The sequence below is a fragment of the Burkholderia sp. MSMB1078WGS genome (genome assembly GCF_001528895.1).
Taxonomy (GTDB): domain Bacteria; phylum Pseudomonadota; class Gammaproteobacteria; order Burkholderiales; family Burkholderiaceae; genus Burkholderia.
On sequence record NZ_LPDI01000095.1, the window covers coordinates 119,712 to 133,801 of the forward strand.

The 14,090-nt window shown below is 68.9% G+C and carries 14 protein-coding genes and 1 pseudogene; 10 read left to right on the top strand and 5 right to left on the bottom strand.

Features of this window, described 5'->3' with window-relative positions; all coding sequences use genetic code 11:
• Positions 1-62: 62 nt before the first annotated feature.
• On the bottom strand, positions 63-614 hold the full coding sequence (locus tag WT24_RS23640) for a DUF3005 domain-containing protein (RefSeq protein WP_059500817.1): 552 nt from the start codon (positions 612-614) through the stop codon (positions 63-65).
• A 189-nt stretch (positions 615-803) separates the two neighbouring features.
• Between WT24_RS23640 and WT24_RS23645 the strand changes: the two genes are divergently transcribed.
• From WT24_RS23645 to WT24_RS23670, 6 genes are all read left to right on the top strand, one after another.
• The gene (locus tag WT24_RS23645; RefSeq protein WP_257127549.1) at positions 804-1,052 is read left to right on the top strand and encodes a hypothetical protein; all 249 of its coding nucleotides are present in this window, start codon (positions 804-806) and stop codon (positions 1,050-1,052) included.
• Positions 1,053-1,303: 251 nt separating this feature from the next.
• Positions 1,304-2,854 (top strand): NCS1 family nucleobase:cation symporter-1, encoded by a 1,551-nt coding sequence (locus tag WT24_RS23650; protein WP_059500818.1) that lies wholly within the window; start codon positions 1,304-1,306, stop codon positions 2,852-2,854.
• 22 nt (positions 2,855-2,876) lie between these two features.
• Complete coding sequence (locus WT24_RS23655; protein ID WP_060036021.1) at positions 2,877-3,605, top strand: aspartate/glutamate racemase family protein; 729 nt, start codon at positions 2,877-2,879, stop codon at positions 3,603-3,605.
• A 61-nt stretch (positions 3,606-3,666) separates the two neighbouring features.
• A complete protein-coding gene (locus WT24_RS23660) occupies positions 3,667-4,842 on the top strand; it encodes a LysR family transcriptional regulator (protein ID WP_060036070.1) in 1,176 nt (391 codons plus the stop codon).
• Between the two features lie 169 nt (positions 4,843-5,011).
• The gene (locus WT24_RS23665; protein WP_059792063.1) at positions 5,012-5,443 is read left to right on the top strand and encodes a DUF1090 family protein; all 432 of its coding nucleotides are present in this window, start codon (positions 5,012-5,014) and stop codon (positions 5,441-5,443) included.
• A 126-nt stretch (positions 5,444-5,569) separates the two neighbouring features.
• The gene (locus WT24_RS23670) at positions 5,570-6,556 is read left to right on the top strand and encodes an ABC transporter substrate-binding protein (RefSeq protein ID WP_060036071.1); all 987 of its coding nucleotides are present in this window, start codon (positions 5,570-5,572) and stop codon (positions 6,554-6,556) included.
• 29 nt (positions 6,557-6,585) lie between these two features.
• On the opposite strand, the gene WT24_RS23675 is transcribed toward WT24_RS23670, so the two are convergent.
• Complete coding sequence (locus WT24_RS23675; protein WP_059500822.1) at positions 6,586-6,960, bottom strand: phage protein NinX family protein; 375 nt, start codon at positions 6,958-6,960, stop codon at positions 6,586-6,588.
• 119 nt (positions 6,961-7,079) lie between these two features.
• On the opposite strand from WT24_RS23675, the pseudogene WT24_RS33520 reads away from it, so the two are divergent.
• Positions 7,080-7,271: pseudogene (locus WT24_RS33520) on the top strand (TauD/TfdA family dioxygenase); the annotation flags it as partial.
• A gap of 45 nt (positions 7,272-7,316) precedes the next feature.
• On the opposite strand, the gene WT24_RS23680 reads toward WT24_RS33520, so the two are convergent.
• Positions 7,317-8,978 carry an ABC transporter substrate-binding protein gene (locus WT24_RS23680; protein ID WP_060036022.1) on the bottom strand — a complete coding sequence of 554 codons (1,662 nt, stop codon included), beginning with the start codon at positions 8,976-8,978 and terminating at the stop codon, positions 7,317-7,319.
• 371 nt (positions 8,979-9,349) lie between these two features.
• On the opposite strand from WT24_RS23680, the gene WT24_RS23685 reads away from it, so the two are divergent.
• Positions 9,350-9,757, top strand: coding sequence for a DUF427 domain-containing protein (locus tag WT24_RS23685; protein WP_060036023.1), 408 nt, complete (start codon positions 9,350-9,352; stop codon positions 9,755-9,757).
• Positions 9,758-9,962: 205 nt separating this feature from the next.
• Positions 9,963-10,955: a sulfonate ABC transporter substrate-binding protein gene (locus WT24_RS23690; RefSeq protein WP_060036024.1), complete on the top strand. Its 993-nt coding sequence runs from the start codon at positions 9,963-9,965 to the stop codon at positions 10,953-10,955.
• Positions 10,956-10,994: 39 nt separating this feature from the next.
• Here the strand turns inward: WT24_RS23690 and WT24_RS23695 are convergent, their stop codons facing one another.
• On the bottom strand, positions 10,995-11,579 hold the full coding sequence (locus tag WT24_RS23695; RefSeq protein ID WP_060036025.1) for a putative glycolipid-binding domain-containing protein: 585 nt from the start codon (positions 11,577-11,579) through the stop codon (positions 10,995-10,997).
• Between the two features lie 196 nt (positions 11,580-11,775).
• Between WT24_RS23695 and WT24_RS23700 the strand changes: the two genes are divergently transcribed.
• Positions 11,776-12,684 (top strand): LysR family transcriptional regulator, encoded by a 909-nt coding sequence (locus tag WT24_RS23700; protein ID WP_060036026.1) that lies wholly within the window; start codon positions 11,776-11,778, stop codon positions 12,682-12,684.
• Positions 12,685-12,687: 3 nt separating this feature from the next.
• Here the strand turns inward: WT24_RS23700 and potE are convergent, their stop codons facing one another.
• Positions 12,688-14,073: a putrescine-ornithine antiporter gene (potE, locus tag WT24_RS23705; RefSeq protein ID WP_060036027.1), complete on the bottom strand. Its 1,386-nt coding sequence runs from the start codon at positions 14,071-14,073 to the stop codon at positions 12,688-12,690.
• Between the last annotated feature and the right edge of the window lie 17 nt (positions 14,074-14,090).

Here is a 14,090-nt window from a genome sequence, read left to right on the forward strand (position 1 = left end):
GGCCGAAAACGGTCGCGGCGGCCGGTGCGACACGCATCGGCCGCCGTATGTCGAATCCCGGATCAGTCGTCGGACCGTTCGAGGCAGATCACGTGCTCGGCGCGCGTCCCGTCGCCGTGCTCGATATCGACGTCGCCGACATGGCGCACGCGCCAGCCCGGCCGCGTCGCGATCTGCGGCATGTTGCCGGACGGCCGGCTCTCGATCCCGCCGAGCCCTTCGTCGGGCGTATCGATCGCTTCGTCGAGCGACGCGTTCGAATAGATCACGTTGTCCTGCAGTTCCGACGCGCCGGTGCGCGCTTCCATGCCCTTGCCGTCGACGTCGACCGTGTTGTCGGTCATCGCCATGTTCGCGTTGTCGAGCGTGACGATCCGTCCAGCGGCGCGGCGCACGGGGTCGCCGCTGTCCACCGCATGCGCGTCGACGTCGATCGCCGGCAGGCCGGTCGGCATTTTCCCGGCGACCGCCTCCGGCGTCAGCGGACGCCGCGCCGTCTGCGCGGCCTGGGTCGCCGCGTCGGGCATGTCGCCGGCCGCCGGCGTCTTCACCGGGCTCTTCTCGATCTGTTCCCGCTGCTTTTCCGGGGTAGGGTTCGATTCCGCGTTCTGCATCGCACCTCCTTGGCCGGCCCCACGGACGCCAGCGTCACGCCAGCGCCGCCGGGCCGGAAATCGCTACAACGGTCCTTGCAAATCTTTCATGCACACGGCCACCCACGCACGCCATCCGGCGCGCGTGCCGCCGGCACGGCACCCGCAGGCGGACTGCGCGCTCGCGCGCCGCCCGCCCGACCTTCAACCGTGCGTCAGCCGCCGCTCGCGCCGGCCGGCCCGGAAGCCGCGCCCGGCATGCTTGCACCGGTATCGCCGCTGCTGCCGGCCGCCCCGCTGCTGGGCATGCCCGATGGCGCGGTCGAAGGCGCGGCCGACATGCCGCTCGCTGCACCCGAGTCGGAACTGGCTGCGCCGTTGTCGCCCTTCTTCTGGCAACCCGCGCCTGCCGCCAGGCCCGCGATCAGGATGCCGGCGAAGACGGCTCGCGATACGTGACGAAATGAATATCGCTGCATGACACCTCCGCTGATGTCGATGTGGATGGAATCCTCTGACCCGCAATTTGCGTGCCGCCCCACCGCCGCGGCCGCGTGCGGCGCATTCATTTTTCGAATGACGCCCAGCCGAATATTTAATTTCCCATCGCCGGGGCCGCCGCCCATACTCGCGAACAAATCCGAGACATAACGTCCACGGCGGCCCGGCCCGCGCTGCGTACACCCGCGGCGCGGTTTCGCGCCCCGCACATGGAAGGAGACAACGGCGTGCAACTGGAAGCCATTCACCGCACGGGCCTCGCGCTCGGCGCGGACGACGCATCGCATCGAACCGACACGGCCGCGCGCGATCCCGCGCTGAGCCCGCGGCTGCACAACCCCGATCTCGCGCCGACCAAGGCCGAAGGCCGCACCTGGGGCCGCTACAGCATCTTCGCGCTATGGACCAACGACGTGCACAACATCGCGAACTACTCGTTCGCGATCGGATTGTTCGCGCTCGGCCTGTCGGGCTGGCAGATGCTCGCGTCGCTCGCGATCGGCGCGGTGCTCGTGTACTGCTTCATGAATCTCACCGGCTACATGGGCCAGAAAACCGGCGTGCCGTTCCCGGTGATCAGCCGGATGAGCTTCGGCATCTACGGCGCGCTGCTGCCCGCGATGATTCGCGCGGTGATCGCGATCGCATGGTTCGGCATCCAGACCTATCTCGCGTCGGTCGTGCTGCGCGTGCTGCTCACCGCGATCTGGCCGGGCCTCGCCGCGTTCGACCAGAATGCGATCTTCGGGCTTTCGACGCTCGGCTGGATCACGTTCGTCGCGATCTGGCTGGTGCAGATCGGCATCCTCACGTACGGGATGGAAACGGTCCGCAAGTACGAAGGGCTCGCGGGCCCGGTAATCCTCGTCACGACGCTGTCGCTCGCCGCGTGGATGATCAGCCGCACCGGCGGCCATCTCGCGATGTCGATCGGCAAGCCGATGACCGGCCTGAAGATGTGGACGGAAATCTTCGCGGGCGGCTCGCTGTGGCTCGCGATCTACGGCACGCTGGTGCTCAACTTCTGCGATTTCGCGCGTTCGTCGCCGAGCGCGAAGACCGTGCGCGTCGGCAACTTCTGGGGCCTGCCGGTCAACATCCTCGTATTCGCGACGATCAGCTTCGTGCTCGCCGGCGCGCAGTTCGAGCTGAACGGCCACATCATCCACAGCCCGACCGAAATCATCGCGACGGTGCCGAACAAGCTGTTCCTCGTGCTCGGCTGCCTGGCCTTCCTGATCGTGACGGTGGCCGTGAACATCATGGCGAACTTCGTCGCGCCGGCCTTCGTGCTGACGAGCCTCGCGCCGCACCGCCTGTCGTTCCGCCGCGCGGGCCTGATCAGCGCGACGATCGCCGTGCTGATCCTGCCGTGGAACCTGTACAACAGCCCGATCGTGATCGTCTATTTCCTGTCCGGCCTCGGCGCGCTGCTCGGCCCGCTGTACGGGATCATCACGGTCGACTACTGGCTCGTGCGCAAGCAGCGCGTGAACGTGCCCGAGCTCTATACCGAAGCGCCGACCGGCGCCTACTTCTACACGCGCGGCGTGAACCGCAAGGCGCTCGCGGCGCTCGTGCCGTCCGCGCTGATCTCGATCGCGCTCGCCGTCGTGCCGGCCTTCAGCGCGATGACGCCGTTCTCGTGGCTGCTCGGCGCCGCCATCGCGGGCGGCGTGTACTGGCTCTTGGCCGATCGCAAGCGGCACTACGAAGCGCGCTCGGGCGAACACATCGCGGTCGCCTGCGCGCACCACTGACACACACGCATACGGAGTCACGATGAGGATCCTGGTAGTCAACGTCAACACGACCGAGTCGATCACCGACGCGATCGCCGCACAGGCGCAGGCCGCCGCGTCGCCCGGCACGGAGATCGTCGGGCTGACGCCGCGCTTCGGCGCGGAGTCGATCGAAGGCAACTTCGAGAGCTACCTCGCGGCGATCGCCGTGATGGATCGCGTGTTGAACTACGACGAACCGTACGATGCGGTGATCCAGGCCGGCTACGGAGAACACGGCCGCGAAGGGCTGCAGGAACTGCTGACGGTGCCCGTCGTCGACATCACCGAAGCGGCCGCCAGCGTCGCGATGCTGCTCGGCCATCGCTACTCGGTCGTCACGACGCTCGACCGCACGGTGCCGCTGATCGAGGATCGCCTGAAGCTCGCCGGGCTCGATGCGCGCTGCGCGTCGGTGCGCGCGAGCGGCCTCGCGGTACTCGAGCTGGAAGCGGATCCGGCCCGCGCGATCGAATCGATCGTCGGCGAGGCGCAGCGCGCGGTGCAGGACGATCGCGCGGAAGTGATCTGCCTCGGCTGCGGCGGCATGGCCGGCCTCGATCGGCAGATCGAGGAATGCACGGGCGTGCCGGTGGTCGACGGCGTGTCGGCGGCGGTCGCGCTCGCCGAGTCGCTGGTGCGCCTGAAGCTGAAGACGTCGAAGGTTCGCACGTACGCGCCGCCGCGCGCGAAGCGGATCGTCGGCTGGCCGGGAACCTTCGCGAAATGACGGGCCGCCGGCCGGTTGCCATATGGCGCGCACGCCCCGTCTCGCCGGGACGCGTATCGGCATGCGCAACCCGCTAGACCGGACGGCCCTGCCCCGCGGCGCGTCCGACGCCGCGGGCGCGCTCGACGTGCTCGATGCACGGCTGATGCGCATCCTGCTCGCGCTGCTGACCGAGCGTACCGTGTCGCGTGCGGCCGTGCGCCTGAACATGTCGCAGCCGGCGACGAGCGCCGCGCTCAAGCGCCTGCGCACGCTGCTCGGCGACCCGCTGCTGGTGCGCAGCCGCTACGGGATGGTGCCGACCGAGTTCGGCGCGCGCCTGATCGAGCCGCTGCGCAATGCGCTGCGCGTGATCGACTTCATCCGCATCCAGCAGCCGCGGTTCGACGCGCGCACGTCGGTGCGCACCTACCGGATCGGCTGCCCCGACTACCTGAACGTGCTGTTCGTGCCGAAGCTCGTCGCGCTGTTTCGCGAGCGGGCGCCGAACGCGCAACTGGTGTTTCATCCGCTCGGCGACGGGTTCGACGACGAACGCGCACTGGCCGACGGCGAGCTCGACGTCGTGATCGACAACCGGCCCGCACGCCGGTCGCGCTTTCGGCAGGACGACCTGTTCGACGATCGCGTCGTGTGCCTGATGCGCGCGACGCATCCGCTCGCGCGGCGCGGCGCGATGACGGCCGCCGGGTTCGCGGCGGCGCCGCAGCTGTGCCCGACGCCGTCGTGGCTCGAAGCGTCCGGCGCGATCGACCGGCAGCTCGAACGCGTGGGCCTGCAGCGGCGCATCGCGGTCACGCTGCCGCACTTCGAGCTCGCCGCGCATGCGCTCGTGCGCACCGACCTGATCCTCACCACCACGTACCGGCTCGCGCGGCACTACGCGAAGCTGCTGCCGCTCGCTGCGGTCGCGCTGCCGGCCGAGCCGCCGGACATCGTGTACCGGATGACGTGGAACGAAGCGGGATCGTGCGCGGAAGGCGGTCGGTGGCTGCGCGGACTGATCGCCGAAGCGACGCGCGCGTGGCTCGACGCCGAGGCGACGCTGCCGGCAGTCGCCGCGGTCGCCGCTTCCGGGGCCGATGCGGACATCCCGGCAACCGCGCCAGCCACCGCCGATCCGCCCGAGCCCGTCCGGCGCACGCGCCGCGGACCGGCCACGCATTGCCATGCGTCGCATCCGGCACGCGTCGCGCAGGCGGCACGCGTCCATCGCATCGCGACGAAGTCGCACTGACCGACGCCGCACCCGGGCCGCAAGCGTGCGCTCGGACGCCACGCCGCATGTCAGACCGGTCCTATTTACCCGCGCCGCGACGACTCGCCAGAATGACGCATTGAACACGTGCCGACGGGCGTCGCCTCGCGAACGCCCGTAGCCGCTTTATCGAATCGAGGAAATCCGCATGAAGAACGCACTCGTCGCGCTGGCCGTCCCGGTCGCGCTATTCGCGAGCGCCGGCACATTCGCCGGCACTCAGGACTGCTCGACACGCATCCGTGCGCTGAACACGCAGATCGACAACGCGAAACGGTTCGGCAACATGCAACAGGCGATGCGCCAGCAGGCCGCGCTCGATCGGATCACGGCCAACTGCACGGACGCCGGCCAGCTCGCGCGCGCCGAACGCAAGCTGACCGACAAGGCGCGCGACCTGCGCAATGCGGAAGACGAGGTACGCGACGCACAGGCGCGCGTCCGCGAAGCCGAAGCGCTCGGCGACGCAAGGAAGCTGAACCATGCGCAACGCAAGCTCGCAGACAAGCAGGCGAAGCTGCGCAACGCCACGCGCGACCTGCACGACGCGCAGGTCGATCGCGACGCGCTGAAAGGCTGACGGATCGAAACGGCGTGCCGCGCGAATATGCATTTCACGATTCGATGTTTGTCGGCCGGAAACCGATTCCGTAATCTGCCCGGCAGCCGCGCCGCCCGCGCGCGGATCACCGAGGACACACCGCCGATGACCCACTCTTTCGCCACGGCACGCCGCCGCACGCTGCAGCGCCTTGCCGCCCTCGCCGCCGCGCCGCTCGCGAGCGGCCTCGCGCTGCCCGCGAGCGCGGCCGGCGCCGACCTGTCGGGCGTCACGCTCGTGCTCGGCGACCAGGCCGGCGGCCTGCGGGCGCTGGCCGAAGCGGCGCGCGTGCTCGACGGCACGCCGTACCGGTTCCGCTGGGCCAACTTCCAGGGCGCCGCGCCGCTGTTCGAAGCGCAGCGCGCGGGCGCGATCGATCTCGCGCCAGCCGGCGACCTCCCCGTCCTGACGGCCGCGCTCGGCGATCCGTCGTTGCGGATCGTCGCGACGCGCGTCGGCTCGCCGGCGTCGCTCGGCATCGTCGTGCAGCCCGACTCGCCGGTTCGCACGGTGGCCGACCTGAAAGGGCAAACCGTCGTCGTGTCGTCCGCGCGCGGCAGCATCTCGCAATACCAGTTGTACGGCGCGCTGCGCGAACACGGGCTCGCGCCGCGCGACGTCGACGTGCGCTTCGTGCTGCCGGTCGACGCGTTCGCCGCGTTCGAGGCGAAGCGGATCGGCATCTGGGCCACGTTCGATCCGTACTACGGGCATGCGGTGCGACGCGGCGCGCGCATCGTCCGCGACGGCAGCGGCATCAATTCGGGGCTCGCGTTCCTCACGTCGCCGATCGAAACCCTCGACGATCGCGGCAAGCGCGCGGCGCTCGCGGACGTGCTCGCGCGGCTCGCCCGTGCGGGCCAATGGGCGCTCGCGCATCCCGCCGACTATGCGAGCGTCTATGCATCGCTCACGCGCCTGCCGCCCGACGCGGCCACCGATATCGCACGGCGGGCCGCGCTCGCGCAGCGCAGCCTCAGCGGCGCCGACATCGACGTGCTGCAGCGCGTCGCCGATCGCGCGGCGGCGGACGCGATCCTGCCGCGCCGCGTCGACGTCGCGTCGATCGCCATCCGGAACGTGGCGGCCTGAGTGGCGCCACGCGGGGCGCGGGCACGCGTTCAGCGCGGCCGCGCCATATCGAGATCCGGCACGTCGTCGCCGAACGTCGACGCGACGAGCGTGCGCATCGCGGCGATCAGCAACGTCGGCCCCGACTGGTTGAACGTGCAGCGCTCGCCTGCGGCCGGCACGGCCCGGTGCAGCACCGCGCGCCAGACGCCCCGCCCGCCGTCGCGCTCGAACGCGGCGAACGGCAGCCGCTCGACGAGCGGGCCGCCGTCCGCCCACGACGACGACGGCGCGAACGGCGTCGGCGCGCCGCCCGGCTCGCGAATCACCGTGCATGCCGACGTGTCGACGCGCGGCTCGACGAGGTCTTCCGCCATCGCCACCCAGTAATCGAGCGTCGCGCCCGTCAGGTCCTGGACTTGCATGGCCGTCTCCGTATGACCGTTCTGTCGAACGACGTCCTGGCTGCCGTGTGCACGACGACGAGGACGCGTCCCATGCGCGACAGGGTTGCGTCCCCCGTCGCCCTGCGACAAGCATAGTTCAACCGCGCTGCATCGCGTTCCGGGACGACCGTGCGACCGCGCATCTCACGCCCGTCGACATCTTCGATCTCGACTCCGACCGCCAGCTCTATCGCACGATACTCATCGGCGACGTGCCGGTCGGCCCCGACGGACGGCCTTCGATCGCGCACGAAGGCACGCCGGTCGAAACGGCGTCAGCCGTCGCCCTCGGCCGACGCTGCGAACGTCGGCTCGCGCGCGCCGGCTTTTCTCCGTCAATCGAGCCACACGCCGTCGAACCGGTGTCCGCCGAGCGGCGAGAACGTCAGCCCGTGTACGCGCCTGGAAATCGGCAGCGACACGATCGACGTCGCGATCGGCGTGAACGGCACCTGGTCCTTGAACACCACCTGCGCCTGCTCGTACAGCGCCGTGCGCTTCGCGACATCCGCATTCGAACGCGCCGCCGTCACGAGTTGCTCGAAGTCCTTGTTGCACCACTTCGCGAGATTGCTGCCGTGCACCGCGTCGCAGCCGAGCAGCGTGCCGAGCCAGTTGTCGGGGTCGCCATTGTCGCCCGACCAGCCGTACAGGATCGCGTCGTGCTGGCCGTCGTGTTTCGCGCGGCGGTTGTATTCGCCCCATTCGTAGCTGACGATCTTCGCGCGCACACCGATCTTCGCCCAGTCCTGCTGGATCAGTTGCGCCATCAGTTGGGCATTCGGGTTGTACGGGCGCTGCACGGGCATCGCCCACAGCGTCAGGTCGAAACCGTTCGGAAAGCCGGCCTGCGCGAGCAGCGCCTTCGCGGCCGCCGGATCGCGCGGCGCGTCCTTCAGGCGCGGGTTGTACGACCATTGCGCGGGCGGCATCGGGTTCGTCGCGATCGTCGCGTCGCCGTTGAACACGGTCTTGATGATCGCCGCCTTGTCGATCGCGATGTCGAGCGCGCGCCGCACGTCGACGCGATCGAGCGGCGGATGCTGCGTGTTGTACGCGACGAAGCCGACGTTGAAGCCCGTCCCCGAGAACAGCGTCAGCTTCGGGTCGCGCCGCACCGTCTCGAGATCGGCCGGCCGCGGAAACACCGACACCTGGCACTCGCCGGCCACGAGCTTCTGCAACCGCGCAGCCGGATCGGGCGTGATCGCGAACACGAGGCGTGCGAGCTTCACGTCGTCCGGTTTCCAGTAGTCGGGATTCGCGTCGTAGCGGATCAGCGCGTCCTTCTGGTACGTGCGCAGCAGGAACGGCCCCGTGCCGACCGGGAACTGGTTGATGTCCGACTCGCGATGGCGTGCGGCGAGCTGCGACGCATATTCGGCCGACAGCACCGACGCGAACGCCATCGCGAGATTGCGCACGAAGACGACGTCGGGCGACTTCAGCACGAAGCGCACCGTATAGTCGTCGACCTTCTCGATGCGCTCGATGTTGCGGTCGAAGCCGAGATCGCTGAAATACGGGAAGCTGACCGGATAGGCCTGGCGAAACGGATCGTCCGGGTCGAGCATCCGGCGGAACGTGAACACGACGTCGTCGGCCTGGAACGGCCGGGTCGGCTTGAACCACGCGGTCGTCTGGAATTTCACGCCGCGCCGCAGATGGAACGTGATCGTGCGCTGATCGGACGACACGTCCCAGCTCGTCGCCAGCGACGGTACGAGATCGAGCGTACCGCGCTTGAATTGCACGAGCCCGTTGTAGATCGTGTACGTGCTCGCATCGAAATCGGTGCTCGTCGTGTGCTGGCCGGGGTCGAAGCCGGCCGGGCTGCCTTCGGAGCAGTACACGAGTGTCTTGCCCGCGGGTGCCGCGAGTGCGTGCGGCACGGCGCCGGCCAGCAGCAGCGACGCGGCCATGCAGCGCAGCGCGGCGCCGGCATGCGTTACGCCGCGCGTACGGCGCGCGGCTGACGAAACGAAAGGATTCTTCATGGTGAGAGAGGCAAGCAAGAGGTGCCATGCGAATGACGACCGTCGATCTTCGCGCGCATCCCGCCGATCGCTTACCAATTAATTCCGCGTTGCTTATCGTCGCGGATGCATCCCGCTGCCCCTGCATGGGAATGTCCATGCGAGCGCCGTGGACTTGCTCGCGGAACACCGCCGCGACGCCCGGCCCGGCGTCATGACGCAGCGCCGTTCGCTCACGGTCGCGGGCATCCTTCCGGCCCCCTGCAGGTTCCGCCGAATTGGCGCATCGTATCGGTTGGCCAACGCCGGCACCGGTGCGCGGGAATCCGCCGGCGCACGCATGCCGGCACGGCGCACCCGCCGATGCGCCGCCCGTTCCTGGAGGATCACGCATGTCGCTCAACCCCGATACGCCGTCTCGTCCCGTGAAGTCGCCGGGCCCCGATCATCCGATCCTGATCGAACCGCACTCGTCGCGCGTGGTCGTGAAGGTCGCCGGCAAGGTCGTCGCCGATACGCGCCATGCACTGGTGCTGCGCGAGGCCAGCTATCCGGCGGTGCTGTACATTCCGCGCGAGGATGCCGACATGTCGCTGCTCGAACGCACCGACCACGCGACCTACTGCCCGTACAAGGGCGATTGCGCGTACTACTCGATTCCGGCCGGCGGCGAACGCGCGACCAATGCGGTGTGGACGTACGAGCATCCGAATCCAGCAGTCGAATCGATTCGCGAGCACCTCGCGTTCTATCCGGACCGCGTCGATTCGATCGAGGAAAGCCTGCTCGTCACCGCCTAAGCGCGGTGCCCTGCCGCGTCACCGTTCACGTATCGTCCGGCTGCTGATTTGCATATGCGGATTCATTGGTTGGCCGCCGTCCCGCCTGGCCGTATCGTCTTGAGTCCGGCGCGGGCCGGCCGCGCGCATCGCTCGCGACCGGCCGCGTCCCGTGCCGATCGCGCCATGCCCGCGCGACCCGTGAACCCGCCAGCAGGACGCCTCGATGAACGACACACCGCATGCAGACCTTGAAACGACCCCGGCGAACCCGCGCCGCCGCCGGTGGCTGCACGGCGCGGCCGCCGGGCTGGCCGGGCTCGCGCTCGGGCCGCTCGCGGCCGCGCCCGCACGCGCCGACGCCAGCGGTACGCGATTGCGCATCGGCTTCCAGAAATACGGCAACTTCGTCGTGCTCAAGGCGCGCGGCACGCTCGAGAAGCGTCTCGCGAGCCAGGGCGTCACCGTGCAATGGCTCGAATTCCCGGCGGGCCCGCAACTGCTCGAGGGGCTGAACGCCGGCGCGATCGACGTCGGCACGGTCGGCGAAACCCCGCCGATCTTCGCGCAGGCCGCCGGCGTCGATTTCGTCTACATCGGCAACGAGCCGCCCGCGCCGCAGGGCGAGGCGATCGTCGTGCTGCCCGATTCGCCGATCCGCACCGTCGCGCAACTGCGCGGCAAGAAGGTCGCGTTCAACAAGGGCTCGAACGTCCACTATCTGCTCGTGAAGGCGCTCGAGCACGCGGGCCTCGCGTATGCCGACATCCAGCCGATCTACCTGACGCCGGCCGACGCGCGCGCCGCTTTCGTGCAACGCAGCGTCGATGCGTGGGTGATCTGGGATCCGTATCTGGCCGCTGCCGAACGGCAGCTCGGCGCCCGCGTGATCGCGAACGGCGACGGGCTCGTGCGCAACACGCAGTACTACCTTGCCGCGCGCAAGTACGCGGCCGCGCACCCGCAGGTGCTGCGCGCGCTGCTCGACGAAGTCGACGCGGTCGATCGCTGGGCGCGCGATCACGTGCCCGAGGTGGCCGCGCAACTGTCGCCGCTCGTGGGCCTCGACGCGCCGACGCTCGAAGTCGCGCTCAAGCGCGCCGGCTACGGCGTGCAACCGATCGCCGATGCGACGGTCGCGTACCAGCAGAACATCGCCGACGCGTTCAGCGCGCTGAAGCTGATTCCGGGCAAGTTGTCGGTGGCGAGCGCACGTTGATGCGTCACGGCGCAGGCGCGCGATTCGCGATGCGACGCATCACGAAGCAGGCGCCGCACCGATACGCCGCCATTCGTCGTAGTCGGTGACGAGGCCCGCGTCGTCGATCGCGATATCGGCCGCATAGGTACCGCTCTCGTAGCGATACACGTGCGACGCCGTGCGCGTATAGCGCTGCACGCCGCGCACGATGTCGAAATCCGGAAACCGCAGCCACGCGGTGCGAATCTCGGCCGACTCGCCGACGGCAAGCGCCAGCCGCCGGATCGGCAGCGTATTGGTCGACGGACTGAAGCCGAGATCGATATCGGTTGCGCCCGCAAGCATCGGCGCAGCGACGCCGTCGATCGTCCACTGCCCGGCATCGCAGGCGATGCTCCATTGCCGTGGCGGCGCCGTGCCGGTCCACTGCGTCACGCACGCCGAGCGCGTGAGCCAGTCGGCCCCGCATGCGATCGTGTAATCGATGCGAAACGGCGTGCCGTCGATCGCGCCCGTCACCGCCCCCGACAGCGCGATGCCCGTTTGCGACTCGTCGAGCTGGCACCATTCGGCCGCCTGCCACGTCTGCACGATCTGCCATGCGACGCAGTGCGTGCGTCGGGCTTCATTCCGTTGCGTCATGTCGGGTCTCCTGTCGGTCGCGCGGAAGGAAATCGATTTTCGCTCACGGCGTGGGCGAACGCACGCGGCTTCGACAGCGCGGGTCGCGTTCCGGCCGATAGTCAGTATCGGCTCGATACACACCGTGGCCCCGCGCCGCTTTGGTACCATCCGTCGATCGGTAAAAATCGGACCGGAAGACAAAAGGCGCGACTTCATGGATTTGTTGGCGACGATGCGCATCTACGTCAGGGTCGTGGAGCGCGGCACGATGTCCGGCGCGGCGCGGGATCTCGACATGGGCCAGCCGGCCGTCAGCGAGCGCATCGAGAAACTCGAAAGGCATCTCGGCACGCGGCTGCTGATGCGCAGTGCACGCACCCTCGCGTGCACGGAGGAAGGCCGCATCTTCTACGAACGCAGCAAGGCGCTGCTCGAAGCGGCCGAACTGGCCGTTGCATCGGTCTCGAAGACGGAGAATGCGCTCGACGGCGCGATCCGGCTCGCGGCGCCGCAATGTTTCGGCGAGGTCGTGATGCCGGGCGTGCTGATGCAGATCCGCACCGCGTATCCGAAGCTGCACATCGACCTGGTGCTGAACGACGATATCGTCGATCCGGTCACGGAGGGCGTCGACGTGTCGATCCGGGTCGGCCAACTCGGCGACGGCGGGTTCGTCGCCTACGCGCTCGGCGCGGTCGGCCGCGTGCTCGTCGCCGCGCCGTCGTATCTCGACCGGCACGGCCCGCTCGACACGAAGGCCGATCTCGCGAACCATCCGTTCATCCGCGTGAAAGGCGTGTTCGCGAACGAACAGGTGCCGTTGCAGCGTGACGGCAGCGCAATCGAGTACGCGCGCATCCGGACGGTCATCACCACCAGCCACTGGCGCCCGATGTACGACACGATCGCGGCGGGCGGCGGCATCGGCGTGGTTCAGTCCCCGGCTTGCGCCGATGCGCTCGCGCACGGCCGGCTCGTCCGCCTGCTTCCGCACTACGACATCCCCGAGTTCGCGCTCAACGTGCTGGTGCACGCGCAGCGGCCGCTGCCGCCACGCGTGCGCGCCGTCGTCGATCTGCTGAAAAGGGCACTCCCGCCGCTGCTGGCGCACCGTCAGCGGTAGCCATCACGCCTGCAGCGATTTCCCCGGCTCCTTCACGTGCGCATCGACTTCCATCTGGTAGAAGCGCGCGCTGACGAAGCCGAACAGCGTCCAGCCGAGGAACACGCACAGGCCGCCGAGCATCAGCGCCTGCTCGCCCGAGCTGAACAGCGCATAGAAACTGTACGCGGTCGCGATCATCGCGATCACGTTCGTCACCAGCGCCTTGCCCGGCGGCACCTTCGCGACCTTCTGGATCGTGATCAGCGCGGCCATCGACATCACGTAAGGCACGAGGTTCGTGACGACCGCGAGATCGACGATCTTCTGGAACTGGCTGCTCAGCTCCGGGCTGATCGTCATCAGCGCCAGCGCGACCTGCGCGACCAGCAGGATCACCATGCCGACGATCGGCGTGCCGGTGCGCGTCGCGCGTGCGAACACCGGGAGGAAATAGCCGACGTCCGCCGAGCTCTTGAACACCTGCGCCACCGTGAACTGCCACCCGAGCAGCGAGCCGATGCACGCGATCACCATCAGCGCGGTGACGATCGTGCCGACGGTCGGCGTGAACATCGTCGCGAACGCGATGCCGAACGGCGCATTCGACTTCGCGAGGATCGCATTGGGCACGATGCCCGCGATCACGTTGGTCGACACGATGTAGAAGATCGCCGACGCGATCGTGCCGCCGAGCACGGCGATCGGCACGTTGCGCTCCGGATTCTCCACGGCGTCCGAGTTCGCGCACGCCGATTCGAGCCCGAGGAACGCCCACAGCGTCACCGCGATCGAGCTGCCAACTGCCGGCCCGAACGGCATGCCGTGCGGATTCCACGCCGCGCCCCAGGTCGCGCCGCTGAACCAGAACCAGCCGATCAGCGACACGACGACGACCGGAATGATCACGCCCCACACCGTCACCGCGCCGATCCGGCCGGTGATGCGCGAGCCGCCGAAGTTCGCGACCGTCGTCAGCACGAGCAGGAAGATCGTCCACAGGCCGGTCTGCAGCGGCGACAACGTCGCGTCGAACAGCACGGTGCCGTAGCCGACCGCCGTGACGCCGATCGCGACGTTGGCGATCACGAGCGACAGCCCGTACGTGTAGTTCGCCATATAGTTGCCGGCCTTGCCGAACGCGTACTCCGCGTAGCCGCCCATCCCGCCCGGCTTGCGGCTCAGCATCCCGCAGCGCGCGAACGCATAGGCCAGCGCGAGCGAGCCGCCGGCCGTGACGATCCATGACAGCAGCGAGATCGTGCCGACCTGCGCGAGCTTCGACGGCAGCAGGATGATGCCGGAGCCCATCATGTTGACCGCCGTGAGGATGGTGAGCTGCCAGACGTTCATCCGGCTCTTCGGCGCGGCCGCCGGTGCCGCGTCGGACATGCGCGCTGCGTTTTCCATGATGTCGATCCTTCGAT

Bases quoted from the DNA above. Each gene is read 5' to 3' on its own strand.
- WT24_RS23640 (WP_059500817.1), bottom strand. From the start codon at position 614: ATGCAGAACGCGGAATCGAACCCTACCCCGGAAAAGCAGCGGGAACAG.
- WT24_RS23650 (WP_059500818.1), top strand. From the start codon at position 1,304: ATGGAAGGAGACAACGGCGTGCAACTGGAAGCCATTCACCGCACGGGC.
- WT24_RS23655 (WP_060036021.1), top strand. From the start codon at position 2,877: ATGAGGATCCTGGTAGTCAACGTCAACACGACCGAGTCGATCACCGAC.
- WT24_RS23660 (WP_060036070.1), top strand. From the start codon at position 3,667: ATGCGCAACCCGCTAGACCGGACGGCCCTGCCCCGCGGCGCGTCCGAC.
- WT24_RS23665 (WP_059792063.1), top strand. From the start codon at position 5,012: ATGAAGAACGCACTCGTCGCGCTGGCCGTCCCGGTCGCGCTATTCGCG.
- WT24_RS23670 (WP_060036071.1), top strand. From the start codon at position 5,570: ATGACCCACTCTTTCGCCACGGCACGCCGCCGCACGCTGCAGCGCCTT.
- WT24_RS23675 (WP_059500822.1), bottom strand. From the start codon at position 6,960: ATGCAAGTCCAGGACCTGACGGGCGCGACGCTCGATTACTGGGTGGCG.
- WT24_RS23680 (WP_060036022.1), bottom strand. From the start codon at position 8,978: ATGAAGAATCCTTTCGTTTCGTCAGCCGCGCGCCGTACGCGCGGCGTA.
- WT24_RS23685 (WP_060036023.1), top strand. From the start codon at position 9,350: ATGTCGCTCAACCCCGATACGCCGTCTCGTCCCGTGAAGTCGCCGGGC.
- WT24_RS23690 (WP_060036024.1), top strand. From the start codon at position 9,963: ATGAACGACACACCGCATGCAGACCTTGAAACGACCCCGGCGAACCCG.
- WT24_RS23695 (WP_060036025.1), bottom strand. From the start codon at position 11,579: ATGACGCAACGGAATGAAGCCCGACGCACGCACTGCGTCGCATGGCAG.
- WT24_RS23700 (WP_060036026.1), top strand. From the start codon at position 11,776: ATGGATTTGTTGGCGACGATGCGCATCTACGTCAGGGTCGTGGAGCGC.
- potE (WP_060036027.1), bottom strand. From the start codon at position 14,073: ATGGAAAACGCAGCGCGCATGTCCGACGCGGCACCGGCGGCCGCGCCG.